This is a genomic window from Vibrio sp. KUL70, from assembly GCF_059725515.1.
In genome coordinates, this window is sequence record NZ_AP045834.1 from 2,331,005 (window position 1) to 2,355,224 (window position 24,220).

At 45.3% G+C, this 24,220-nt stretch carries 25 protein-coding genes; 7 read left to right on the forward strand and 18 right to left on the reverse strand.

The window, feature by feature from the left end:
- Window positions 1-80: 80 nt before the first annotated feature.
- The 15 genes from rnhB to rpsB all read right to left on the reverse strand — a co-directional run bounded on the left by rnhB (window position 81) and on the right by rpsB (window position 14,981).
- On the reverse strand, window positions 81-701 hold the full coding sequence (rnhB, locus tag AC6I7V_RS10245; protein ID WP_255230114.1) for a ribonuclease HII: 621 nt from the start codon (window positions 699-701) through the stop codon (window positions 81-83).
- Window positions 702-731: 30 nt separating this feature from the next.
- Window positions 732-1,925: a lipid-A-disaccharide synthase gene (gene lpxB, locus AC6I7V_RS10250; protein ID WP_498010818.1), complete on the reverse strand. Its 1,194-nt coding sequence runs from the start codon at window positions 1,923-1,925 to the stop codon at window positions 732-734.
- 121 nt (window positions 1,926-2,046) lie between these two features.
- Complete coding sequence (gene lpxA, locus AC6I7V_RS10255; RefSeq protein ID WP_255230112.1) at window positions 2,047-2,835, reverse strand: acyl-ACP--UDP-N-acetylglucosamine O-acyltransferase; 789 nt, start codon at window positions 2,833-2,835, stop codon at window positions 2,047-2,049.
- A gap of 1 nt (window position 2,836) precedes the next feature.
- Entirely contained in the window at window positions 2,837-3,289 is a 453-nt protein-coding gene (gene fabZ / locus AC6I7V_RS10260; protein ID WP_032551709.1) for a 3-hydroxyacyl-ACP dehydratase FabZ, read from the reverse strand.
- Window positions 3,290-3,383: 94 nt separating this feature from the next.
- Window positions 3,384-4,415: a UDP-3-O-(3-hydroxymyristoyl)glucosamine N-acyltransferase gene (gene lpxD / locus AC6I7V_RS10265; protein ID WP_498010819.1), complete on the reverse strand. Its 1,032-nt coding sequence runs from the start codon at window positions 4,413-4,415 to the stop codon at window positions 3,384-3,386.
- A 7-nt stretch (window positions 4,416-4,422) separates the two neighbouring features.
- Entirely contained in the window at window positions 4,423-4,923 is a 501-nt protein-coding gene (locus AC6I7V_RS10270) for an OmpH family outer membrane protein (protein WP_032551707.1), read from the reverse strand.
- A 27-nt stretch (window positions 4,924-4,950) separates the two neighbouring features.
- The gene (gene bamA, locus AC6I7V_RS10275; protein ID WP_498010820.1) at window positions 4,951-7,356 is read right to left on the reverse strand and encodes an outer membrane protein assembly factor BamA; all 2,406 of its coding nucleotides are present in this window, start codon (window positions 7,354-7,356) and stop codon (window positions 4,951-4,953) included.
- 48 nt (window positions 7,357-7,404) lie between these two features.
- Window positions 7,405-8,763, reverse strand: coding sequence for a sigma E protease regulator RseP (gene rseP, locus AC6I7V_RS10280; RefSeq protein ID WP_498010821.1), 1,359 nt, complete (start codon window positions 8,761-8,763; stop codon window positions 7,405-7,407).
- Complete coding sequence (gene ispC, locus AC6I7V_RS10285; protein ID WP_498010822.1) at window positions 8,760-9,968, reverse strand: 1-deoxy-D-xylulose-5-phosphate reductoisomerase; 1,209 nt, start codon at window positions 9,966-9,968, stop codon at window positions 8,760-8,762. Before ispC ends, rseP begins: the two co-directional genes overlap by 4 nt.
- Window positions 9,969-10,020: 52 nt before the next feature.
- On the reverse strand, window positions 10,021-10,863 hold the full coding sequence (locus AC6I7V_RS10290; RefSeq protein ID WP_261881970.1) for a phosphatidate cytidylyltransferase: 843 nt from the start codon (window positions 10,861-10,863) through the stop codon (window positions 10,021-10,023).
- 15 nt (window positions 10,864-10,878) lie between these two features.
- Window positions 10,879-11,631, reverse strand: coding sequence for an undecaprenyl pyrophosphate synthase (gene uppS, locus AC6I7V_RS10295; protein ID WP_255230105.1), 753 nt, complete (start codon window positions 11,629-11,631; stop codon window positions 10,879-10,881).
- 97 nt (window positions 11,632-11,728) lie between these two features.
- Entirely contained in the window at window positions 11,729-12,286 is a 558-nt protein-coding gene (frr, locus tag AC6I7V_RS10300) for a ribosome recycling factor (RefSeq protein ID WP_255230104.1), read from the reverse strand.
- Window positions 12,287-12,376: 90 nt separating this feature from the next.
- Window positions 12,377-13,108, reverse strand: coding sequence for a UMP kinase (gene pyrH / locus AC6I7V_RS10305; protein ID WP_032551701.1), 732 nt, complete (start codon window positions 13,106-13,108; stop codon window positions 12,377-12,379).
- A gap of 155 nt (window positions 13,109-13,263) precedes the next feature.
- A complete protein-coding gene (gene tsf, locus AC6I7V_RS10310; RefSeq protein WP_239841041.1) occupies window positions 13,264-14,109 on the reverse strand; it encodes a translation elongation factor Ts in 846 nt (281 codons plus the stop codon).
- Between the two features lie 140 nt (window positions 14,110-14,249).
- Entirely contained in the window at window positions 14,250-14,981 is a 732-nt protein-coding gene (gene rpsB, locus AC6I7V_RS10315; RefSeq protein ID WP_032551700.1) for a 30S ribosomal protein S2, read from the reverse strand.
- 434 nt (window positions 14,982-15,415) lie between these two features.
- Between rpsB and map the strand changes: the two genes are divergently transcribed.
- From map to AC6I7V_RS10330, 3 genes are all read left to right on the forward strand, one after another.
- Window positions 15,416-16,294, forward strand: coding sequence for a type I methionyl aminopeptidase (map, locus tag AC6I7V_RS10320; protein ID WP_152469160.1), 879 nt, complete (start codon window positions 15,416-15,418; stop codon window positions 16,292-16,294).
- 175 nt (window positions 16,295-16,469) lie between these two features.
- Entirely contained in the window at window positions 16,470-19,091 is a 2,622-nt protein-coding gene (glnD, locus tag AC6I7V_RS10325; RefSeq protein ID WP_255230103.1) for a bifunctional uridylyltransferase/uridylyl-removing protein GlnD, read from the forward strand.
- A gap of 174 nt (window positions 19,092-19,265) precedes the next feature.
- Window positions 19,266-19,649, forward strand: coding sequence for a DUF3461 family protein (locus AC6I7V_RS10330; RefSeq protein ID WP_032551697.1), 384 nt, complete (start codon window positions 19,266-19,268; stop codon window positions 19,647-19,649).
- 75 nt (window positions 19,650-19,724) lie between these two features.
- On the opposite strand, the gene truC is transcribed toward AC6I7V_RS10330, so the two are convergent.
- On the reverse strand, window positions 19,725-20,459 hold the full coding sequence (truC, locus tag AC6I7V_RS10335; RefSeq protein WP_255230102.1) for a tRNA pseudouridine(65) synthase TruC: 735 nt from the start codon (window positions 20,457-20,459) through the stop codon (window positions 19,725-19,727).
- A complete protein-coding gene (locus AC6I7V_RS10340; protein WP_498010823.1) occupies window positions 20,459-20,773 on the reverse strand; it encodes a YqcC family protein in 315 nt (104 codons plus the stop codon). The genes truC and AC6I7V_RS10340 overlap by 1 nt, the downstream gene beginning before the upstream one ends.
- Before the next feature lie 87 nt (window positions 20,774-20,860).
- Here AC6I7V_RS10340 and AC6I7V_RS10345 point away from each other — a divergent pair, with 87 nt between their 5' ends.
- Together AC6I7V_RS10345 and AC6I7V_RS10350 are read left to right on the forward strand one after the other, a co-directional pair.
- Window positions 20,861-21,898, forward strand: coding sequence for a DUF3549 family protein (locus AC6I7V_RS10345; protein ID WP_498010824.1), 1,038 nt, complete (start codon window positions 20,861-20,863; stop codon window positions 21,896-21,898).
- A 65-nt stretch (window positions 21,899-21,963) separates the two neighbouring features.
- Complete coding sequence (locus AC6I7V_RS10350) at window positions 21,964-22,272, forward strand: DUF3301 domain-containing protein (RefSeq protein ID WP_255230099.1); 309 nt, start codon at window positions 21,964-21,966, stop codon at window positions 22,270-22,272.
- Here the strand turns inward: AC6I7V_RS10350 and AC6I7V_RS10355 are convergent.
- Window positions 22,217-22,762 carry a GNAT family N-acetyltransferase gene (locus AC6I7V_RS10355; protein ID WP_498010825.1) on the reverse strand — a complete coding sequence of 182 codons (546 nt, stop codon included), beginning with the start codon at window positions 22,760-22,762 and terminating at the stop codon, window positions 22,217-22,219. The genes AC6I7V_RS10350 and AC6I7V_RS10355 overlap by 56 nt on opposite strands.
- Before the next feature lie 702 nt (window positions 22,763-23,464).
- On the opposite strand from AC6I7V_RS10355, the gene AC6I7V_RS10360 reads away from it, so the two are divergent.
- Window positions 23,465-23,755, forward strand: a complete 291-nt coding sequence (locus tag AC6I7V_RS10360; protein WP_498010826.1) for a hypothetical protein — start codon at window positions 23,465-23,467, stop codon at window positions 23,753-23,755.
- Window positions 23,756-23,758: 3 nt separating this feature from the next.
- Complete coding sequence (locus tag AC6I7V_RS10365) at window positions 23,759-24,202, forward strand: YaiI/YqxD family protein (protein ID WP_255231802.1); 444 nt, start codon at window positions 23,759-23,761, stop codon at window positions 24,200-24,202.
- Window positions 24,203-24,220 lie beyond the last annotated feature (18 nt).

Here is a 24,220-nt window from a genome sequence, read left to right on the forward strand (position 1 = left end):
TCTTCTTCCTGATATCTAGGCTAGACCTAGGGGTAACAACGTTCTGTTAATTTTATGAGTTTCTATTGGTGGCGCGACTGCTAATCAAGCCCTAAAATGCGTTTTACAGGCTTAAAGCTCTTACGATAATGCTCAGTCACACCATATTTTTCAATAGCTTCAAAGTGTGCTTTGGTTGGATAGCCTTTGTGTTTTGCAAAACCAAATTCTGGATGCTGCTTATCCAGCTCTTCCATCTCTTGGTCTCTCACCACCTTAGCAATGATCGAAGCTGCACTGATCTCTGCAACTCGAAGATCGCCTTTAACAACGGCTTGACCTGCCATTGGTAAATCAGGTACTCGGTTACCATCAATCAATGCCATATCAGGTTGTACATCTAACCCGGCAATCGCACGCTGCATCGCTACCATGGTCGCTTGAAGGATATTTAACTCATCGATTTCTTGAGGTGAGCAGCGTCCTACAGACCATGCTAGCGCTTTCTCTTTTATCTCAGGCAATAGAGCTAGGCGCTTCTTTTCTGATAGCTTCTTTGAATCATTAAGCCCTTCAATTGGGTTATTGGGGTCAAGAATCACCGCGGCGGTCACTACATCGCCGACCAAAGGCCCACGGCCCACTTCATCAACGCCAGCAAACAACTGGTAACCTGCTGGGTACTCGAAAGGAGGAAGTTCTTTTTTATCTTTTACTGCCATAGTGTTCTCTGGGCATTTAGTAATCTGTTATTAGTCTTGCGTTGGCCAACCAATCAGCTTCAACACTTGGTTTGCGGCTTGTTTATCCGCATCTTTACGAATCCAGTGGTGCATCTCGGTAAAGCGCTCGATTAAAGCGGTGTTATCACGAGAAAGCATGGCATCTACCGACGGGAATAAAAAGTCAGGGTGGCACTCTTCAAGGATGTGCTCTTTGACGATCTCTTCGCCAGCAAGAATGTTTGGCAAAGAAACAAACTCGGTAATCGCTAGCTTTTTAACAATGTAGCCCGTCAGTTTATTCACCTTATAACCAACCACCATAGGGCGTTTCAGTAGCATACATTCCAGGGCAACGGTGCCAGAAGCGAGCAGGACTGAATCGGAAGCCGTAATGACATTGCGCGCAGTATCTTGCACTATCACAAAATCGAGCTCAGGTGCCGTTGCCTTCCAGATCTCGGTAAACTGCTGATTGCGGGTCTCATTCACCGCTGCGACAACAAAGCCGATATCCGGATACTTTTGATGAATGCGTTGACAGGTCTCAATAAATGGTTGAGCAATCAGCTTCATCTCACCGCCACGACTGCCAGGAAGAACCGCTAACCACCTCTTGTCTTGCTCTAAACCGAGCAGTTGACGCGCTTGTGCTTGATTTGGCTCTAATGGAATCGCATCCGCTAATGTATGCCCAACGAACTCACAGGCAACGTTATACTTATCGTAAAACGCCTTTTCGAATGGAAGGAATGCCAATACCAAGTCGGTCGCTTTATCGATTTTAAAAATGCGTTTAGGACGCCATGCCCACACAGATGGACTCACATAGTGAACCGTTTTAATCCCAGCATTTTTTAGGTCTAACTCAAGGCGTAAATTGAAATCTGGCGCATCAATACCAATAAAAACGTCAGGTGGGTTACTGGTGAAATACTTCACCAACTCCGCCTTAACTTTCAACAGTCGTGGCAACCTTCCAAGCACTTCCACCAAGCCCATTACGGCAAGCTCTTCCATTTCGAACAGAGACTCACAACCCAAGGCTTTCATTTTTGGACCACCAATACCAACAAACTCTGCATTGGGATACTGCGCTTGAATCGCTTTCATGAAGCCTTCACCCAGGGTATCACCAGAGAGTTCACCAACCACAATCCCCACTCTTAATGGGCGTTCAGAAGGTGCTTGATTATGGTTTGATTGCATCGTTTCTACTGACATAAACCTTTCCTGATTCCTTACGGCTTAAAACAAAAAAGATCGCTAATGTGAGAGCGATCTTTTTGTTAATGGGTAAATGAAACTATGAATACACATAGACGACATCTACCCTGTCATTTTTCTATCGGATAATTCCGCGCTCTGAGCGTTCAAGCATCTCAAGCATTGGATTAATTGATGGGAATTCATTCGCCATCTCTACCAATGTCTCTTTGGCTTCGTCCAGTGTTTTTCCTGAACGGTAGATTTCTTTATACGCTTTTTGTAGCGCACGAATCTCAGGCTTCTCGAAACCATTTCGCTTCAGACCTACAAGGTTGAGGCCAAATGGTGCTGCATGGTTACCTTGTGCAAGTACGTACGGAAGTACATCTTGAACAACAGCGGAGCAACCACCAATGTATGCGTAAGCTCCGATTGAACAGAACGGGTGAATTGCAGAAAGCGCCATAACACCGGCGTAATCGCCAACCGTTACGTGACCACCCAAGATAGCATTGTTACCAATGTGAGTGTGGTTACCAACAATAACGTCGTGCGCTACGTGGGCGTTAACACACAGTAGGTTATCATCACCAATCACTGTGGTTGCTTTATCTTGAACCGTACCACGGTGGATTTGAACCGCTTCACGAATCACATTGCGATCACCGATAACTACTGTTGTGTCTTCACCACCGTACTTTTTATCTTGGTTCTCTTCACCAATCACAGCATGCGGGAAGATTCGGTTATCTTTACCGATTGTCGTGTGACCTTTAATCACAACATGCGACATAACTTCAGTGCCTTCACCAATAGTTACGTTGCCAGAAATGTAAGTGAATGGCCCCACAGATACATTTGCACCAATGGTCACCTCACCTTCTATTACCGCTGCTGGGTGAATGTTTGCTGTTTCATGGATCATATTAAAACTCTCTACGAGCACATTTTAGTTCAGCTGAACATACTACTTCACCGTCCACTTTTGCTACACCATTGAATGATGCGATGCCACGGCGTTCTTTAAGGAATTCCACTTCAATAACAAGCTGATCACCAGGGACTACTGGCTTGCGGAACTTCGCTTTATCAACACTTGCAAAGTAGTACAACTCATTCTCTGATGGCGCACCAAAAGATTTAAATGCAAGCAGACCGGTTGCTTGAGCCATTGCTTCAAGAATCAACACACCTGGGAATACAGGAAGTTGTGGGAAGTGGCCAGTAAACTGAGGCTCGTTCACAGAGACATTCTTGATCGCTGTCAGTGTTTTCTCTTCTTCAAAATGAGTAACACGGTCGATCATTAGGAATGGGTAGCGATGAGGTAGTAGTTCCTGAATTTCAGTAATGTTCATCGTTTTCTGTTCAGTAGTCAAAGTCGTATTCCTATTTGTGTTCTTTAGTCAATTAAAGGGATTATAAACGAAAAAGACCCGCATGACGCGAGCCTTTTAATTAGAAATGCCGGAATTATGATTCCGAGCCCTTCTCGATAAGTTTTTCAACAGTTTTCAGACGTTTGTTCATCTCATCAATACGGTGAACACGCGCTGCCGTTTTACGCCACTCTCTATTTGGCTGTAAAGGAATACCTGAAGAGTACATGCCTTTCTCAGTGATGCTACGCATAACCATCGACATACCGGTGATTGTCACGCCGTCTACGATCTCAATATGACCATTGATAACGCTACCACCACCAATAATACAGTACTTACCTATCGTTGTGCTGCCGGCTACGATAATACCACCCGCCAATGCCGAACCATATCCGATGTGAACGTTATGAGCGATTTGCAACTGGTTATCAATAATTACGTTATCTTCGATAACAGTGTCATCAAGTGCGCCACGATCAATCGTGGTACATGCACCGATCTCAACACGGTTGCCAATGCGAACAGTTCCGACTTGAGGAATCTTGATCCACTCACCTTTATCATTCGCATAACCAAAGCCATCAGAACCAATTACTGTACCGGATTGAACCAAACAAGCTTCACCTAGCACAACTTCATGGTAGATGCTCACATTCGCCCACAGCTTCGTGCCTGAGCCAATCTGCGCATTTTTACCGATGAAACAACCAGCACCGATAACAACGTTATCACCTAGCTCAGCGCCAGACTCAATCACTGCATTCGCACCGATAGATACATTCGTTCCTAAAACCGCTGACTCAGCAATTACTGCAGAATCTGCAATAGCCGAAGCCGGTTCAGGAGTAGTATCAAGAGCTTGTGCGACTTTCGCAAACGCAATATATGGGTCATCAACCACGATCACGTGAGTTGTACACAGTTCGCGTTCACTCTCTTTTACCATCACAGCAGACGCTTTACATTCAGCTAAGTGCTTGCTGTACTTTGCATTTGAAAGGAATGTCACGTCCCCTTCTTGTGCCTTGTCCATTGGAGCTACTGCAGTGACAACAACGCTGCCTTCGCCATGTAACTCGCCCCCGGTAATTTCTGCCAATTCGGCTAAAGTCAGATTCTTCATAGAGCTCTTATTTTAGTGATTTGATTACTTTCTCAGAGATATTGTATTCAGGTTTCGCGTATTGAAGCGTAGAGATATCGACAATCATGTCGTAGCCTTCTTTCTCAGCTACTTTTTCTACTGCTTCTTGAATCACTTTAAATAGCTTCTGTTTCTCTTGAGCTTCGCGACGTTGGCTCGCTTTCTCAAGAGCTTGTGCTTTAATCTTGTATTTGCTGTCTAGTTGACCCACTTCAATACGTAGTTTTTCTACTTCTTCAGGGCCAAGAAGCTCGCCATCACGCTTTAGCTTTTCGATCTTGGTTTGAGCTTCCGCTTGAATGCTCTGCAGTTCAGCGGCTTTATCTTTAAACTCTTCCTGCATTTTTTGAAGAACAACTTCACGCTGAGGCAGAGCTTGGAATACTTGTGCAGTGTTCACGTAGCCGATTTTCTGTGCCGCTTCTGCAGCTGTTGCAAAGAAAGAAGAGCTAAGAACGATTAGGCCTAGGCCTGCTGCTTTCATCATTTTTTTCAAAATATTGTCCTTTAAGTATTAGAAAGTTCTACCAATGGTAAATGTGAAGAACTCTTCATCATCACCTTCGTAAATTTTAATTGGTTTCGCTAGAGAGAAAACCAGTGGTCCCATTGGCGACATCCACTGTAGGGCTGCACCATATGAAGATCGGTAATGTGTTGGGTCAGAGTAGTCATAGTAGTACTGAGAGCCGTTGCTTGGTGCACCACGGTCTACGAACTCTGTATCCCATACACTTGCCATATCAAAGAACACACTGGTTCGGATCTGGCTACGCGCTTCGTCAGAGGCAAATGGTGTCGGAACAATCAACTCTAGGCTTGCGAGTGCGATTGCGTTACCACCAATTGAGTCGTCCGTTGCTGTGTCGTAAGTTGGGTTGTTACCCGTGCTATTTGAGTAAACGGCCTTTGGACCTGCTGAGTTAGAGCCAAAGCCACGCAATGTGGTGAAACCACCAGCGTAGTAGTTCTCATAAAATGGGAACAAGTTATCATTACCATCGGTCTGACCATAACCATTACCATAGCCCAAACGACCGCGCATCAGTAGCGTAAACTCATGCTTTTTAGTCAGTGGAATGTAATGTTTTACGTCGTACTGCATTTTGAAGTACTTAACATCAGAACCCGGTACTGTCATTTTAGCGAAAGCACGTTGGTGGTTACCTTCTGTTGGGAAGAAACCTCGGTTCAGATTGTTACGCGTCCAAGAGATATTGATATCAAAATCATCGGTAAGAATATGTTCATCACCATACTGGTTGATACTGCGAGCAAACTGTTCAACCTGAATGTAAGTTGGGACATTACCGATCTTGTTGTGAGTGTAACCTACACCAAACTCAAGACGGTTCAGTTCATCCATTGGGAAACCCCATGTCAGACTAGTACCATAACTTTGGTTGGTATAATCAACAATACCCGCTTCAGACGCTTCAAATTCGTTGTAGAAGATCTTGCCACCCAAGCTCACACCATCAAGGTTCCAGTATGGGTCACGGTAGTCCAAGCTAACGTTCTTTTGGTAATCGTTCATCATGGCGCTTACACCAACACGGTTACCTGAACCTGCGAAGTTATCTTGCTGTAGACCAACTTGGAAACTCACCCCAGATTCAGTACCGTAACCGACACCGAAGTTGATGCTACCCGAGTTTGCTTCTTTCACGTTGTATACCAAATCGACTTGGTCTTCGGTTCCCGGAACACGTACCGTCTGAACATCAACGGTTTCGAAGAAGCCCAAACGATTCAAGCGGCTCTTACCCGTATCGATAGATTTCGAGTTGAGCCAACTGCCTTCCATTTGACGCATTTCACGACGTAATACTTCGTCTTTAGTTGAATTGTTACCCGTAAAACGAATATCACGTACGTAGATACGACTGCCCGCTTCTACATTAATCACCAAAGAAACTTCTTGAGTCTCATCGTCAAACTCAGGAATAGTACGCACTTGTGGGTACGCATAGCCCGACTCACCTAGGATACGCTTAACGCCCTCTTCTAGAGAGGTCACAGCCGAACCGTTATAAGTCTCACCCTCTTCAAACGGGACTAACGCTTCAAAGTCAGCTTCGCGACCAATAAGTTCACCACGGAACTTAACGTCTTTCACCTTGTATGGTTTACCTTCATCGAGGCCAAGCGTAATGTACACGCCCTTCTTGTCTGGTGAGATAGAGACTTGAGTAGAATCAACCTGGAATTTTAAGTAACCACGATCAAGATAGTACGATTTCAACGCTTCAATATCGCCCGCTAAAACTTGCTTCTGATACTTTTCGTCAGCTAAGAAGTTCCACCATGCAACATCGACATTTAGATTGAAGCGGCTTAGCAGCTCTTCATCACTGTATACTTCGTTCCCGATAAAGTTGATCTGTTGGATCTTCGCAGATACACCTTCGGTGAATACAAACTTAAGATCTGAACGGTTACGAGGAAGAGGGGTTACCACCGCTTTTACGGTCGCATTGTATTTACCCACGCTGTAGTAAAAGTCTTCTAGACCTTTCTCAATATTGCTCAAGGTCGTTCGATCTAGCGCTTCACCTTCACGTACACCTGATGCATCTAGGTTCTGCTGAAGCTGTTCTTCCTTGATCGCTTTGTTGCCAGAAAAAGAGATACTAGCAATGGTTGGACGCTCTTTAACTTGAACAATCAAGACACCTTCATCACGTAATACTTTCACGTTCTCAAAGTTGCCTGATGCGTAAAGCGCACGAATGATCTCAGATACATCGCTTTCGTCTACTTGGTCGCCAATACGCACTGGCATTTTCAAGAGAGCCGCACCTAAAGCGACGCGTTGTAAGCCTTCAATCTTAATATCTTGAACTACGAAGTTTTCTGCTCCATTCGCAGCCACGCTGGTGGCTAATAGACTTGCGAATAGAATTTGCTTAATCGCCATACTTATTCTAATTATTCCTTGCTACTACCAAAGCCTGTGAGGAACCATTCACAGACGAGTAAAGTCGTTAAATATTGCTAGGGCCATCAGTGAGAAGATAATCGCACTGCCCACTCGGTAACCCATCTCTTGTACCTTTTCTGGTACAGGTTTACGAGTAATTGCCTCAATAGCGAAAAAGAGCAAATGACCGCCATCTAACATCGGCAGCGGTACTAAATTAATGATGCCTAAGTTCACACTAATTAGAGCTAAGAAACCTAAAAAGTAAACCAAACCATAATCTGCGGTGGTGCCTGCACCTTTTGCGATCGAGATTGGTCCACTAAGGTTGTTTAGTCCTACATCACCCACGATAAGCTTCTTAAGCATCGTCAGCGTTAGGTCGATGATTTGACCCGTTTTATCAATCGCCTTCCCTACTGCTTCAAATACACCAAATTGCAGTTCAAAGCGATAATCTTCCGGCCATTCTGCGACTTCTGGAGCAATACCAGCATAACCAATTGAACTACCGTCAGACAGATCACGGGATTTCGGTGTTAAAGTCAGCTCAGTTTGATAGCCATTACGTTCAATACCGACACTCAGCGCTTGTTCAGGATTAGAACGAATAGCTTCGACCACACTCGGCCAGCCATTAATCGCTACACCGTCAATACTGACAATCTGATCACCAACTTCAAAACCTGCGGAGTACGCCGCACCATCTTCCATAACCTGAGCAAGCGTTGTTGAGATCTCAGGAGAAAATGGTTTAAAGCCCAAAGTCGACATCGCCGATTCTGTTTCTGGGTCAAAAGACCACTGCGTCAGATCAAGAGTCAACTTCTGTTCTAAACCAATATTGTCTTGAGAAGCTACGGTCACCGTCATACTGTCGTCACCAATATGTGAGATCAGACCAATGTTCACAGATTCCCAATCAGCGGTTTTGATTCCTGAAATAGATTTAAGTTCCATTCCAGATTCAATTCCCGCTTGAGCAGCGATAGATTGCGGAGCCACCTCACCAATTACAGGCTTAACAGCAGGCACACCAATCAAAAAAACTAACCAATACGCAAAGATGGCGAACAGAAAGTTAAATGCGGGGCCAGCACCCACAATCGCGGTTCGCTTCCATAACGGTTTCTTGTCGAACGCGTATTTCTGTTGGTCTTCAGTAACGTCATCGACTCGACCGTCGAGCATTTTAACGTAGCCACCAAGAGGAATGATCGACAAGCTGTATTCAGTGCCATCTTTTCCTACTTTGCTCCAGATTGATTTACCAAAACCAATCGAGAACTTTTCAACTTTTACACCACAACGACGAGCAACCCAGAAATGGCCAAACTCGTGAACGGCGACCAGTATCCCTAATGCGACGATGAAGGATACAAAGTTCCATAAAATTCCACTCATAACAACTGCTCTTCAATAAACTGAACGGCAAGATCTCGTGACATAGTATCTAGCTCTAGCAAGCTTTCCAAGCTATCTAGACTTTCAGACGTATGCTGTTCACAGACTTTGTTCATAACGTGTTCGTTAATCAAGGCAATGTCGGTAAATTTCACTTTTTCATTTAGGAATGCGTCCACCGCCACTTCATTGGCCGCATTAATTGCCGTTGTCGCATGCTGCCCAAGGTAACAAGCCTCGATAGCTAATTTTAAGCATGGGTAGCGTGCGTAATCGGGCTCTAAGAAAGTCAGTTCACCGACTCGGGTAAAGTCGAGAGGCTTGACACCAGCATCGATACGCTCTGGATAAGACATCGTCAGTGCAATGGGGGTGGCCATATCAGGTTCGCCCATTTGCGCTAACACCGAGCCATCTTTATATTGCACCATAGAGTGAATCACGGACTGTGGATGAATAATCACTTTCAGCTGATCTTGAGATGCATTAAAAAGCCACTTTGCTTCAATGTACTCAAGACCTTTATTCATCATAGTCGCGGAGTCGACTGAAATCTTAGGCCCCATAGACCAGTTAGGATGCGCTATCGCTTTCTGAGGAGTCACCAATTCCAGCTCAGATACGTCTGTGTAACGGAATGGACCGCCAGACCCCGTTAAAAGGATATGGTTGATGCCACTTTCGGCAAGATCGCAACGCCCGAGCTGCGTTTGAACTTGCTCAGGCAGACATTGAAAAATCGCGTTATGCTCACTATCGACCGGAAGCAGTTCCGCGCCGTACTTTTCAACAGCATCGATAAACAACTGCCCTGACATAACCAAGGCTTCTTTGTTGGCAAGCAAAATGCGTTTACCGGCCTTTACCGCAGACATCGTCGGCAACAAACCTGCTGCACCAACGATAGCAGCCATCACTGTATCGACATGCTCCAATGACGCAACCTGACACATGCCATCATTGCCACTTAGCACTAATGTTGAAACAGAGTCTTGTTGAAGCTGACGCTCTAGCTCTTTAGCCGCTTGAGAACAAGCCATTGCTACGTATTCTGGCTGCCACTTATTCACTAGCGCTCGCATTTTTTCTACATTAGAACCCGCCGCTAGCGCCACAATATTGTATTGAGTAGGATTCTGTTCAACGACTCTTAGGGTACTCGCACCGATTGAGCCTGTTGCGCCAAGGATAGTTAGATTTCGCATCTCAGTAAGACCGTAGGAATAGAACAAAGGGCAGATGGTCTGCCCTTATAATTTAGAATGCTAAGTAAAGCAGAGCAAAGACAGGGAAGGCAGCAGTTAAACTATCAATTCGGTCCAGTATTCCACCGTGACCAGGAATCAAGTTGCTGCTGTCTTTAATGCCAGAAACTCGCTTGAACATACTTTCAACGAGGTCACCCAATACAGAGATCACGACCGTAATTAGGGTAATCGCTATCATTTGAATCGAGCTTGCAAATTGAATATCAAATAGTCCCGCGAAAATCCACGCGACAATCAGAGCAGTAATGATACCGCCAATCAAACCTTCAATGGTTTTATTTGGACTCACTGCCGGCGCCATTTTACGTTTTCCAAAACTCTTTCCAGCAAAGTAAGCACCGCTGTCCGCAGCCCATACAAGCAAGCAAACAAACATCACCAACTTAGCTCCATGATAAGGATCTTGATCAATACCATTGGCTCTTAAAATCACTACGCTCCAAAAAAACGGGAGTAGTGTCAAAATACCGAAACAATGTCTCAGTAGACTGGAACCTTGCCACGCAGGTGTAGACTTGGGATAAGTTACCGCTAAACCACTTGCAATAACCCACCATACCGAACCGATTGCTAACACCGCGAAGTGCGCGCTTGAAAGGTGGTTTAAACTAAACGCATCAAATGGAATCAAAGCGAAGCTGGCAACACTGATCGCCACCGTCGGCACAAGAGCCAAGTAGCGTGATTTACTCTCTACAAACTGAGTCCACTCCCAGTAACCTAAAAGGGTAATCACGAATAGTGATAAAATGAAGGTTGCTAGTGATAACTCGAAGATGCCCAGAATAACCAGAGGAGCTAAGATCAGCGCAGTTATAATTCGTTGTTTCAAACTAAAAAATCCTTGTTAACTGTCCATCATTGCTTTGATTTGCTCACCAGTACAGCCAAATCGACGCTCTCGATTTACAAACCAAGTTACCGCTTCAACCAAGCTATCTTCGTTAAAGTCAGGCCAGTACTGTTCTGTGAAATACATTTCTGCATAAGCAAGTTGCCACAACATGAAGTTGCTGATTCGGCATTCACCGCTAGTGCGAATAAGCAGATCGACTTCTGGAATATCAGACATAGTAAGATGCGAAGTGATCAGTGGCTCATCGATCTCATCAATGCTAAGTTCGCCCTCTTTCACTTGAGCCGCAATTGACTTCACTGCCTGTTGAATATCCCATTTACCACCATAGTTGGCAGCAATGTTAACCACCATACCCGTGTTATTGCTGGTTAAAGCTTCCGCTTCTTCGATTTTCTTTTGTAATCGCTCGTTAAAACGACTTTTGTCACCAATAACACGTAACTGTAGATTGTTCTTGTGCAGCTTTTTAACCTCGCTAGCGAGAACGGTAATAAAAAGCTCCATAAGGACACCCACCTCTTCTTCTGGGCGGCGCCAATTTTCACTACTGAACGCAAATAAGGTGACGGCTTTGATACCGAGTCTTGCAGAAGATGATATGGTTTTACGAACCGCTTGAACGCCATTTTTATGGCCAAATACGCGAGGTTTACCCTGAGCCTTAGCCCAGCGGCCATTACCATCCATGATGATAGCAATGTGCTTTGGGAGAGAGTCTGTGAACGCTTGAGAATTATGCATAAAAGAGTGAATCAAATTCTAATAGTCGGACAGAGTAGCATAAAAAAACGCTGAACGGTGAGAACAGCGTTTTTCCAACAGAGAAGAATGTGGAAAATTAAACTTCCATCAACTCTTTTTCTTTAGCAGCTAGAACTTCGTCTACGTTCTTAACCGCAGCGTCAGTTAGCTTTTGAATTTCGTCTTGTGCTTTGCGATCTTCGTCTTCAGAGATTTCTTTGTCTTTAAGAAGCGCTTTTAGGTCGCTGTTTGCGTCACGACGGATGTTACGGATAGCAACACGGCCACCTTCAGCTTCGCCACGAACGATTTTAACTAGGTCTTTACGACGCTCTTCCGTTAGCGGAGGAAGTGGAACACGGATAACCGTACCTGCAGACATCGGGTTTAGACCTAGGTCAGATGTCATGATCGCTTTTTCAACAAGCGGTGTCAGTGTTTTATCAAACACTGTGATTGCTAGAGTACGAGCGTCTTCAGCAATAACGTTAGCAACTTGAGTTAAAGGCGTTGGTGCACCGTAGTACTCTACAGAGATACCAGATAGTAGGCTTGGGTGCGCACGACCTGTACGGATTTTTTGCAGGCTATTTCTTAGTGCTTCAACACTTTTTTCCATGCGCTCTTGAGCGTCTTTTTTGATTTCGTTAATCACAATTTCACCTTGATTATGTTCTTTCTTCAAGAAAGCTTTTAGGAGTGATGAAAATAAACTCGCCAAGGCGATACCTTGGCGAGAGGGTCATTATTCAGTTTCGCTGATTAATGTACCTTCAGTCTCACCCATAACCACGCGACGTAGTGCGCCTGGCTTGTTCATGTTAAATACGCGGATTGGCATCTTGTGATCACGTGCTAGCGTAAATGCAGCCAAGTCCATTACTTTTAGCTCTTTCTCAAGAACTGTGTTGTAAGACAAAGTATCATACAGCTCTGCGTCTGGGTTTGCTACTGGGTCAGCCGTAAATACACCATCTACTTTAGTTGCTTTTAGCACAACATCAGCTTCAATCTCGATACCACGTAGACATGCAGCAGAATCTGTAGTGAAGAATGGGTTACCTGTACCCGCAGAGAAGATCACAACACGCCCCTGACGAAGTTGAGAAATCGCATCAGCCCAGTTGTAATCGTCACATACACCTTTAAGAGGGATTGCAGACATTACACGTGCGTTTACGTAAGCACGGTGTAGAGCGTCACGCATAGCAAGGCCGTTCATTACTGTTGCAAGCATACCCATGTGGTCACCCACAACGCGGTTCATACCAGCTTCAGCAAGACCTGCGCCACGGAAAAGGTTACCGCCACCAATTACAACACCTACTTGAACACCTAGTTCAACCAATTCTTTTACTTCTTGAGCCATACGATCAAGGATCGTTGGGTCAATACCAAAACCTTCTTCGCCTTGTAGCGCTTCACCGCTAAGTTTTAACAGAATACGTTGATACGCTGGTTTAGGGTTCGTAGTCATGGAGTTTACCTTCCAAAGAGTTGATGATTAACAGTCATGAATAGACAAAAATGTGTCGAGATTTTTATCCATTCATCACGGCTAATTTTCCATATGCTATTCATAAAAAGACCGTAGCATGGGCCACGGTCTTTTTTCGAACAATACGCTAAGGATTAACCTTTTTGTACCGCTGCAACTTCTTCAGCGAAGCTCATTTCTGCAGCTTTCTCGATACCTTCACCAACTTCTAGACGTACGAAGTTAGTTACTGCAGCGCCTTTTTCTTTAAGGATTTCGCCAACAGTTTTCTTAGGTTCCATGATGAAAGCTTGACCTGTTAGAGAGATTTCGCCCGTGAATTTCTTCATACGGCCGATAACCATTTTCTCAGCGATCTCTTGAGGCTTGCCTTCGTTCATAGCGATTTCAACTTGAACAGCTTTCTCTTTAGCTACTACGTCTGCAGGTACGTCTTCTGGGTTAACGAACTCAGGACGAGATGCAGCAACGTGCATTGCAACGTGCTTAAGAGTTTCAGCTTCGCCTTCACCAGCTACAACAACACCGATTTTCTCACCGTGACGGTAAGAAGCTAGTGCAGCACCTTCAACGTAAGATACGCGACGGATGTTGATGTTTTCGCCGATTTTTGCAACTAGAGCAACGCGAGTTTCTTCGAACTGTGCTTGTAGCTCTTCAACAGAAGCTTTAGAAGCTACTGCTGCAGCTGCAACTTCTTCTGCGAACGCAGTGAAGCTAGCATCTTTTGCTACGAAGTCAGTTTGACAGTTAACTTCAAGAAGAGCAGCTACGCCGTTCTCTTCTTTGATGATGATTGCGCCTTCAGCAGCAACGTTACCAGCTTTCTTAGCTGCTTTCGCTGCGCCAGATTTACGCATGTTTTCAATTGCTAGTTCGATGTCAGCGTTTGCTTCTACAAGCGCTTTCTTACATTCCATCATGCCAGCGCCAGTGCGCTCGCGAAGTTCTTTAACTAGAGCAGCAGTTACAGTTGCCATTCTCTATTCCTCGGTTGATTCGAAAATAAGGTAAAAATCAGGGGCCAAAATGAGGCCCCCGATCTAACTATAACTTAGCTTACATTTAATAAAGATTTCAAAATCTAGATTAATAAGCCAAGCGTGATTCAGAGCCGCTATTATTCAGCTTCTACAAAACCATCTTTTTCAGCAGCTACAGCAGCAACGTCTTTGTTACGACCTTCTTTAACCGCGTCTGCAGCAGCGTTTAGGTAAAGCTGTACTGCACGGATTGCATCGTCGTTACCTGGGATAACGAAGTCAACGCCGTCTGGGTTAGAGTTAGTATCAACTACAGCGTAAACTGGGATACCTAGGTTGTTTGCTTCTTTAACTGCGATGTGTTCGTGATCAGCATCGATTACGAATAGAGCGTCTGGTAGGCCGCCCATGTTCTTGATACCACCAAGAGACTTCTCTAGCTTCTCCATTTCACGAGTGCGCATTAGAGCTTCTTTCTTAGTTAGCTTGTCGAAAGTACCGTCTTGAGCTTGAGCTTCTAGGTCTTTTAGACGCTTGATAGACTGACGAACAGTTTTGTAGTTCGTTAGCATACCGCCTAACCAGCGGTTGTTAACGTAGAACTGGTTGCTGTTTACAGCAGCTTCTTTAACAGCTTCAGATGCAGCGCGCTTAGTACCAACAAAAAGAACTTTACCTTTCTTCTCGCCAACTTTAGCTAGTTCAGCTAGAGCGTCGTTGAACATTGGTACAGTTTTTTCTAGGTTGATGATATGAACCTTGTTACGAGCGCCAAAGATGAATGGCTTCATTTTTGGGTTCCAGTAACGAGTTTGGTGACCGAAGTGAACACCAGCTTTTAGCATATCGCGCATTGATACAGTTGCCATTTTAAAATCCTCTATGGGGTTAGGCCTCCACATCCCCCATGAATCCGACCCCTAACAACTAACGGCTTAAAGCAGCGGTTATTTATGTTGTTGAAGCACCCCGGAACATGTGTCGGAATGTGTGTGATTTAAAGATATAGTAAGTGAACACAAAGGCTGTTTCGCCAAGAGGGAGAAAACAGTCCTGATGTCCGGCGCGCTTTATACCATATTTTGTCTATCTTTGGCTAGAAAAAATTCTGTTTTAGGGCTTAACAACAGCGACTGATAAAGTGCATTTTTACGTCGCTATGATGGAATAATTTGTCGTCTCTCCAACAGCACCAAGAGTAACCACCCTTTTCGTATGGATATGGCAGTGTTGCGCTAAACTGCTGCACTGCTAGAATAGCCCCATACGCACACTTAGGTGCGACCTAATTAAGAGATATGCAATGGCTGTAAAAATTAAAACTGCTGAAGAAATCGAAAAAATGCGCGTTGCCGGTAAACTGGCTGCGGAGATACTAGAGATGATCGAACCTCACATTCAAGTGGGTACGACAACGGAAGAGCTTAACAAGCTTTGCCACGAGTACGCTCTAGAGAAAGGCGCATATTCAGCTCCCCTTGATTACCACGGTTTCCCTAAGTCGATCTGTACTTCTATCAACCACATCGTTTGTCACGGTATCCCGGCAGAGCAAGATGAAGTGGGCAGCACTGGTCAACACAAGCCAGCTGTACTGAAAGACGGTGACATTCTAAACGTCGACATCACGGTTATTATCCCTGATGACAAAGATGCAGACTTAAGCGTACGTCCTCAAGGTTACCACGGTGACACCTCTAAAATGTTCCTTGTAGGTGACGTTTCACCTGCCAACAAGCGCCTATGTATGGTGGCACAAGAAGCTCTATACGAAGGTATGCGCCAAGTGAAACCTGGTGTTCAACTGGGTCAAATCGGTACAGCGATTGAGAAGTACATCAAGACCAACAACAAGAATAACCCGCGTGCTAAGTTCTCTATCGTGAAAGATTACTGTGGCCACGGCATCGGTTCTGAGTTCCACGAAGACCCACAAGTCGTACACTACAAAAACAATGACCGTACAGTGCTAAAAGCGGGCATGTGTTTCACTATCGAGCCAATGATCAACGCAGGTAAGTTCGGCTGCCGTCTTGATGACGAAGATAGCTGGACAGTGTACACAGCAGACAGCAAGAACTCGGCTCAGTGGGAACACACTCTTGTTGTGACGGACACTGGTTGTGAAGTTCTAACACTGCGTAGTGATGATACTATTCCTCGTATCATGAAGAACGCTTAGTTCATCGAAATCACTAACTTAAACAGATGAAAATATCCTCGCTTAGTTGAGGATATTTTTTTACCTGTCGATCTTCTTACCTCTTAGCAAAAGCGTTTGAACAACCATTTCGGTTTCCAGGCAACCTCTGGTAAATTGTCTGTTATTACTATTTTGCTTGCACGGATAGCAGATTATGCCATACCAATGTCCTCTCACGTTCAAAGAAGAACAGATAGAAATCAGTGAACTCAAACAGAAACTCGAACAGTTCACCGAGCATCAGAAAAACGAGTTTCTCAGCCACCACCCCGTTACAGACCTTGTCCTCTCCCGCTCCGAATATATGGATCGTATTTTAACTCGATTGTGGCAACATTTTGGGTTTAGTGACTTGCCCCACATTAGCCTGGTTGCTGTTGGCGGCTATGGGCGTGGCGAACTCCACCCACTTTCAGACATCGATATTCTTGTCGTCTCCCAGAAAACCCTGCCAAAAGCATTAGGTGACAAAGTCAGTGAATTCATCACACTCCTGTGGGATCTAAGATTAGAAGTCGGCCACGCTGTGAGAACCGTGACTGAATGTTTGGACATCGGCAGTGCTGATCTCACTGTAGCCACGAACCTGCAAGAGTCTCGACTGTTATGTGGTAGTGAAGATACCTTCCAGCAACTTAAACTGAAGATTCATTCTGACTCATTTTGGCCTAGCGAGACCTTCTACAAAGCCAAGATCCAAGAACAGAGAGAGCGTCATGCACGCTATCACGACACCACCTACAACTTAGAGCCAGACATCAAGTCTACCCCAGGCGGACTGCGTGATATTCACACTCTGAGTTGGGTTGCTCGTCGTCACTTTGGCGCGACGTCCCTGCTTGAAATGAGCAAATATGGCTTCCTTACCGATGCGGAGTATCGTGAACTGGTTGAGTGTCAGGATTTCTTATGGCGTGTACGTTTTGCACTACACATCGAACTAAGGCGCTACGACAACCGCCTCACTTTTGCCCATCAAGCTCAGGTTGCCGAGCACCTCGGCTACTCAGGTGAAGGGAATCGCGGTGTTGAAATGATGATGAAGGAGTTCTATCGAACCCTACGTCGAGTCGCTGAGCTCAACAAGATGTTACTTAAGCTGTTTGATCAAGCGATCATTAACGGTGGAGAAACCGAAGACGCTCAAATCCTTGATGACGACTTTCAACGACGCGGCTCTCTGATTGAAGCGCGTAAACCAGCCTTGTTCCAAGCGCGCCCAGAGACCATTCTCGATATGTTTATACATATCGCTAATGACTCCTCTATTGAAGGAGTGAGCCCCCCAACGTTAAGACAGCTACGTACTGCACGACGCAGGCTTAACCGCTTTCTGCATACGATCCCTGAAGCTCGTGAAAAATTCATGGCCTTGGTGCGTCACCCTAATGCGCTGCATAAAGCCTTTAGCCTAATGCATAAACTGGGGGTACTTTCGGCGTATCTACCACAATGGAGCCAAATTGTCGGTCAGATGCAGTTTGATCTTTTCCATGTCTATACCGTCGATGAACACAGTATTCGACTGCTGAAGCACATTAACAGCTTTAGCTATGCCGCTAACCATGACAAGCACCCGATCTGTTGTGAAGTGTACCCACGCATACAGAAAAAAGAGCTGCTGATTCTTGCCGCAATCTTTCATGATATCGGAAAAGGACGCGGTGGTGATCACTCTGAGATTGGCGCTGTGGAAGCGTACTCTTTCTGTATCGAACATGGATTGTCTAAACCTGAAGCGAAACTTGTCTCTTGGTTGGTTCAGAACCACTTACTCATGTCCGTGACTGCTCAGCGTCGTGACATTTACGACCCGGACGTGATCACCGAGTTCGCCAAAAAAGTACGCGATGAAGAGTCACTGGAGTACTTAGTTTGTCTGACTGTTGCTGATATCTGTGCAACCAACCCTGAGCTCTGGAACAGCTGGAAACGAACTCTATTAGCTGAGCTCTTCCACTCTACTCAGCGAGCTCTGCGCCGCGGGTTAGAGAACCCTGTTGATGTACGCGACCGTATTCGTCACAACCAGCAAATGGCATCAGCCCTACTGCGCAAAGAAGGGTTTACTGCGCGCGAGATAGAGGTGTTGTGGCAACGCTTCAAAGCCGACTACTTTCTGCGTCACAGTCACAAGCAGATCGCTTGGCACTGTGAAAATTTGCTGCGTCTTGAAGACTCTAACCAGCCACTGGTACTGATCAGCAAAAGGCCAACACGTGGCGGCACAGAAGTATTTGTTTATTCAAAAGACCAACCTGCACTGTTTGCAACTGTGGTCGCAGAGCTGGATAGACGCAACTTCAACGTCCATGATGCTCAAGTGATGGTAAGTAAAGATGGTCACGTTCTCGATACTTTTATGGTACTCGATCAACACGGCGAAGCGATCGACGAGGCGCGGCATAAAGCGGTTATTAAACATCTAACCCATGTATTGGAAGACGGTCGACCAACCAAGATCAGAACTCGTCGTACGCCACGTAATTTGCAGCACTTTAAGGTGAAGACGTCCGTAGAGTTTTTGCCAACCAAGAGTAAGAAGCGTACCTTGATGGAGCTAAGAGCACTCGACACGCCAGGATTATTGGCGCAAGTTGGTGCAACCTTTGCCGAGCTCAATATCAACTTACATGCGGCCAAAATTACTACCATAGGTGAGCGTGCCGAAGACTTGTTTATCTTGACTAGCGATATTGGAGGACGCTTAACTGAAGAGCAGCAACAAGCTCTACGTGAACGTCTCACTGAGCACGTATCGGAGCTTGCGCCATAGTTAGACCACCTCTAGCAGGTAGTTGAATATTCTGCTTTTAGTGTGGGCAAGGTCGAGAGAGCGATCTTGCCCACAACTTAGTATCAATTCATTCACCAGCGCTATCTAGCTCATGATTAGGCTGCTACATTAACCTATGTAATCCGTCTTCCATTCAGATACTAGAGGTCGCTTATGTATCCAAACCTCACTGGTTTAGGCATCCATGAACCTAAACAGATTGAACGTTACTCACTTCGTCAAGAAGCTCACAAAGACATCCTAAAGATCTACTTCCGCAAGCAAAAAGGCGAGCTGTTCGCTAAAAGCGTCAAATTCAAATACCCACGCCAAGTAAAAAGCGTGTTGGTCAGCGGCGGTAACAACCAATATAAAGAAGTTACTGAGATCAACCGCAATCTAACGCTAGTGATTGATGAGCTGAATAAGATCACCAAGCCATCTCCAAGCAGTGACGTCGATGTGAAACAGAAGATACTGACCGACTTACGTCACCTAGAAAAAGTGGTTTCAAGCAAGATCGCAGAGATCGAAGCGGATCTAGAAAAACTGAAGTGATCCCTTTCTTAAGTTAATAAAAAGGGCTGATAGTCTTCTACTAATAGCCCTTTACTTTATTTTGTAGTCAGCGATTTACTTCTGCGCAACTAACGCAGTATCCCACTCAAACTGTCTAAACAGGTTCAGCCAAGTCTCGTCTAAACTCGCTCTCATCACCACCTCTTGCTGAGTAAACGGATGAATGAAGCGTAATTCTGAAGCATGTAGCAGCAGACGGTGTGAATCGAGATTCTCTCTAAATAGTCGATTGTGCTTACCATCACCATGCGAGGTATCCCCGACAATTGGATGTCTTAAGTGGGCCATATGGCGACGCAGTTGATGTTTTCGACCCGTCTTTGGCAACATTTCAACTAAGCAGTAGCGACTGGTTGGGAAGCGACCTGTCGAATAAGGGACTTCAACCTTAGCTAACGGCTCATACACAGTGACAGCCTCTTGAGCTTCCTTATCTTCTTTTGCGAACTTGTCAGCGATCTTATCCAGTTCAACCTTAAGCGCGTAATCTAGGGTGTCCCCCTCTTCTATCCACCCACGTACAATCGCATGATAGGTTTTCTGCATCTCATGGTTCGCAAACATCGGCATCACCTCAGAGGCAACTTCGCTCGACAGAGCAAAAACGAGCACACCCGATGTCGGCCTATCTAAACGGTGCAGTGGGAAAACATGTTGACCGATTTGATCACGCAGCGTCTGCATAACAAATTGTGTTTCATGTTTATCAAGCCACGAGCGGTGAACCAACATACCTGCAGGCTTATTGACCGCGACAAAGTATTCGTCTTGATAGATGATCTCTAACATTATGCGCACACCTCATCAATTTTCTTTATGAGCATCAATAGTTCACTCTTGGACGCATCGTTTTTCCACACTTCAACAAAGTAAGGAGCCATTGAAAAACCTTTGGGCAGTGCAGCACCTGATGCGATCATCGCCTTGATTCGAGCAATGAATATCCACTGGAGCCACTGCTCAGGCTCTAGGGTATCAATAGCAAAAGGCTGCGTGCTCGCCAATGCCTCATCGCTAGGTGGCACCTCACTCCATAGCTGTGCGTGTTGTAATTGCAGCTCCAACTGCTGAAGCAAAGAGAATAACTGTGTGGTTGCCGTCATTTTTCACCAAGTAATTTATCGCATGACCTTGAAATTGGGCCATAGAGTACCATCTATTGGGGAAAGAAAGTTAGGAGCTTATTACTGATGGAAACAATTCACACGCTCACCCAGCTGTTGAAAAATAGCGGCTGCCAATATGAAATCTACGATCTTGGCCGTCGAATTCAAAAAGTCGACAACGATCTATTTGCCGATGTTGAACAAGGCATGCAGCCCTACCCGTTCCCATTACAAAAACAGGCACACCTAGCAATAAGCTACTGGAACGAACAGAAGCAGCCTTGGATCTGGTTTCTAAAATTTAAGCTCGATGAGCGCGGCCTATTGAGCCAAGCGGATATCGGTAACTTCTTAAAATTCGTACTCGAGGCAATGGGCACTCGTCTGAGCGGCGATATGAGTGAAGAGCAGCAGCAGAAGCTCTCTAACAACCCATACACCTTTAAGCCATCAGAAGACAAAATGGCGGTATTCCATAGCCAAGTTCGCGCTGAGCTATCACTGCCAACGAGCCAGTACTATGAGCATGCACAGCACTACTTTACGGGCGATCTTGGTTGGGAGAACTGGCAGACCGTCGGCTTGCAAGGCATCACGGATATGTGTGCTCGTTTAGGCGATAAGCAAAACGGCGTTGCCATTCGTAAGGCCCTTCGCAAACTGCCTTCTGAGCCACTTTATGCCACCCTTGGTGCACTTGAACACGCCACTCTTGGCGATAAGCTTGCAGAACGTATTCAAGAGATGGCTAATGACCAGATCAATAGCCAAGACCCAGATCTGTTCTTGCTGTCTGCACTGGTCCGCGCGCTGTCAGGCGCTGACTCTTCAATCACAAAACAAGTCGTCACTAGCATACTGGCTAGCCCAAGACTGAGTCACCAAGAGGTATTGATTGGTCTAGCAGGACGAGGCTGGCACACATTGCAAGACGCTACAATCGCCGAGCAGTTCTTGCTGCGCCTTGCCCAAACAGGCAACCAGACCCTGTTCAATCAGCTGTTTGCTGACCTTGTGATGATTCCAAGCTTACGAATGGTATTCTTACCACTCTTAAACTCGAACCCATCACCAGAACTGGCTAACGCTTTAATTAAGTTACAACAAGCCGCAAAAGCGTAATGCTGCAAGCATCATAACGATCGAGTTTAAAAATTAAGAGTTGGTACAAAAGGACGTGTCGTAGAATGATAGATAATTTATTGGGGATTCTGTTTCTTTGCTTCTTTTGCTTTCTGTTTTGGCAGCAACGCCGACAGTCAGAGCTTGCTAAGGCAGCAATTGCGAGAAAGTGCAAAGAACTCGATCTTCAGTTGTTAAGCGTAGCGTTCAGTGGACATAAGTTGAAAATGCGCCATGAGTTAACCACAATTTGGCGCTGGCACACCGTATATCAATTCGAGTTCTCTGCTCTCGGTGATGACTGTTATAAAGGCAGCCTTACCATGATTGGATTTCGCGCGATGCGTTTTGAGCTGCAGCCTCATAGAATGTGATTTTCTTCTCGCTAAGCTCCGAGTAACGATACTCGTGGTAGGGGCCAAATTCATCTTGTTTGGTCCCAGCAAACTCAAAACCTAGCTTGTCTAGCAGTTTAATCGATGGGTTATGAGTGACATTCACTGTTGCCACTACCTCATTCAGATCCGCTTCAAACCTCGCCATATTAAAGAAGGGTTTCACCACTTCGCTGGCGATACCTTGATTCCAAAAACGCTTATCTAAAATAAATCCCAACTCATCACGACCTTCACTGTGAGAGATAAAGATATGCCCCATGTATTCGCGAGTTTGGTTATTAAGAATGGCGCGGGCAAAGCCTTCTTGATCAGATAAAATATGCTGAAACAGACGCTTTGCTGATGAGATGGTATGAGGTCCATTCATTTCTGCTCGATTTACCGGACAACAGTGAAGCTTGATAAAATCAAGTTCTAGCTGCTCGGTATACGGCACGATTAAAGTTCTTGCAGTCGCAATCGTCATATCACACTCCTTGTGTGGACAATATTGAATTTGAATAGATAAAGAAAAGCCCCGACACCGAAGTGTCAGGGCTAGGGTCTTACTCGCAGCAGTCCGGCTACTAATTAATGCTCCATGCATCGTCCATAATAGTGGCTGTAATCCTTCAGCTCTTTCCTTTACTTCGCCGTCCTAGCGGTGTCCTATCGTCCTGAAAGCTAACAATCCTCGTTAGCGCACATCACTTGTTCCGTGAGCGGTGTCCTTTACATCATCCTGATGTTGTTCCTAACCTTTATCCTAAAGGTGTCCATTGCCAATCCGTTGCAGTTAATGTCCTATCAACTGTCGTATCCCTACAATGTCCTTACGCTCCATGCTTGATCACTCATCCTAAGTAACCAAATCTTCATCCTGAAGATAACCAAATCCTTGGTGCTTTCCTGTTCCGTGTCAGACTCCTTCCGACAAGGTTTAATTTACGCTTTTTCAGATTCTGAACAATAGATTGATATCACACTTTAAGCTCAGCTATATTGTTAACAAAATAAAACCATTAAAAATCAACACAATGGAACAAGATGAAGTTATCAGCTCGATATCGAAATCGCTTTATCTTACAGCCTTTGTAAGAGATCTCGCACAAACGAATGTCGCTTTTAGGATTCGCTATCCACAGCTTGAGCGAGTAACATACAGAGAGATGACGTTATGGAGGTTAATATGCTAACGAAAGATGTCTCAGACGAGCTAAAAAGTGTCTTGGAAGGACTGCAAGCTCAAGGAAAAGAGCCGACGGTTGCACTGGTCAAGGCACGTATGAATACACCGGTGCCAATGCCGGCACTGATAACGACGATTAAAAGCTGGAAGAGTGCCAACCGAGTTCCAAAAGTCGAAGTCGCGGCTTCGCAAGACAATGCCACCGACAAACTTGCACAACTCGAGCAACAGATTATCGCTCTTACCGAGCGCGTAACTCAGCTTGAAGCAAAATTAGCAGAGAAAGAGTAAATGATGAAAATTTGGGTTGATGCCGACGCCTGCCCTAAGGTAATTCGAGAGACCATCGTACGTGCCGCAGAACGTACAGGCGTTGAGTGTACCTTTATTGCCAACCATGCAGTGCCTGTTCCAAAACGCAATAATATCCACTCGGTTCAAGTACCTAGTGGCTTCGACATTGCTGACAATGAGATCGTAAAACGTACCGAAGCGGGTGATCTTGTAATTACATCCGATATTCCACTCGCTGATGAAGTCATTACCAAAGGTGCATTAGCACTCAGTTCTCGTGGTGAGCTATATACCAAGGAAACCATCAAAGCACGTCTCAATATTCGTGACTTTATGGAAACCATGCGCTCTAGTGGTGTACAAACGGGTGGTCCTGCATCTCTGTCACAGACGGATCGACGAGAGTTTGCCAATCACCTCGACCGTATTCTTGCTAAACGCTAAGAAACCTAGAATCCCCCT

Coding starts and splice junctions, on each gene's coding strand:
- rnhB (WP_255230114.1), bottom strand. CDS start 701: ATGGCAGTAAAAGATAAAAAAGAACTTCCTCCTTTCGAGTACCCAGCA.
- lpxB (WP_498010818.1), bottom strand. CDS start 1,925: ATGTCAGTAGAAACGATGCAATCAAACCATAATCAAGCACCTTCTGAA.
- lpxA (WP_255230112.1), bottom strand. CDS start 2,835: ATGATCCATGAAACAGCAAACATTCACCCAGCAGCGGTAATAGAAGGT.
- lpxD (WP_498010819.1), bottom strand. CDS start 4,415: ATGAAGAATCTGACTTTAGCCGAATTGGCAGAAATTACCGGGGGCGAG.
- AC6I7V_RS10270 (WP_032551707.1), bottom strand. CDS start 4,923: ATGATGAAAGCAGCAGGCCTAGGCCTAATCGTTCTTAGCTCTTCTTTC.
- bamA (WP_498010820.1), bottom strand. CDS start 7,356: ATGGCGATTAAGCAAATTCTATTCGCAAGTCTATTAGCCACCAGCGTG.
- rseP (WP_498010821.1), bottom strand. CDS start 8,763: ATGAGTGGAATTTTATGGAACTTTGTATCCTTCATCGTCGCATTAGGG.
- ispC (WP_498010822.1), bottom strand. CDS start 9,968: ATGCGAAATCTAACTATCCTTGGCGCAACAGGCTCAATCGGTGCGAGT.
- uppS (WP_255230105.1), bottom strand. CDS start 11,631: ATGCATAATTCTCAAGCGTTCACAGACTCTCTCCCAAAGCACATTGCT.
- pyrH (WP_032551701.1), bottom strand. CDS start 13,108: ATGACTACGAACCCTAAACCAGCGTATCAACGTATTCTGTTAAAACTT.
- tsf (WP_239841041.1), bottom strand. CDS start 14,109: ATGGCAACTGTAACTGCTGCTCTAGTTAAAGAACTTCGCGAGCGCACT.
- rpsB (WP_032551700.1), bottom strand. CDS start 14,981: ATGGCAACTGTATCAATGCGCGATATGCTAAAAGCTGGTGTTCACTTC.
- map (WP_152469160.1), top strand. CDS start 15,416: ATGGCTGTAAAAATTAAAACTGCTGAAGAAATCGAAAAAATGCGCGTT.
- glnD (WP_255230103.1), top strand. CDS start 16,470: ATGCCATACCAATGTCCTCTCACGTTCAAAGAAGAACAGATAGAAATC.
- AC6I7V_RS10330 (WP_032551697.1), top strand. CDS start 19,266: ATGTATCCAAACCTCACTGGTTTAGGCATCCATGAACCTAAACAGATT.
- truC (WP_255230102.1), bottom strand. CDS start 20,459: ATGTTAGAGATCATCTATCAAGACGAATACTTTGTCGCGGTCAATAAG.
- AC6I7V_RS10340 (WP_498010823.1), bottom strand. CDS start 20,773: ATGACGGCAACCACACAGTTATTCTCTTTGCTTCAGCAGTTGGAGCTG.
- AC6I7V_RS10345 (WP_498010824.1), top strand. CDS start 20,861: ATGGAAACAATTCACACGCTCACCCAGCTGTTGAAAAATAGCGGCTGC.
- AC6I7V_RS10350 (WP_255230099.1), top strand. CDS start 21,964: ATGATAGATAATTTATTGGGGATTCTGTTTCTTTGCTTCTTTTGCTTT.
- AC6I7V_RS10355 (WP_498010825.1), bottom strand. CDS start 22,762: ATGACGATTGCGACTGCAAGAACTTTAATCGTGCCGTATACCGAGCAG.
- AC6I7V_RS10360 (WP_498010826.1), top strand. CDS start 23,465: ATGCTAACGAAAGATGTCTCAGACGAGCTAAAAAGTGTCTTGGAAGGA.
- AC6I7V_RS10365 (WP_255231802.1), top strand. CDS start 23,759: ATGAAAATTTGGGTTGATGCCGACGCCTGCCCTAAGGTAATTCGAGAG.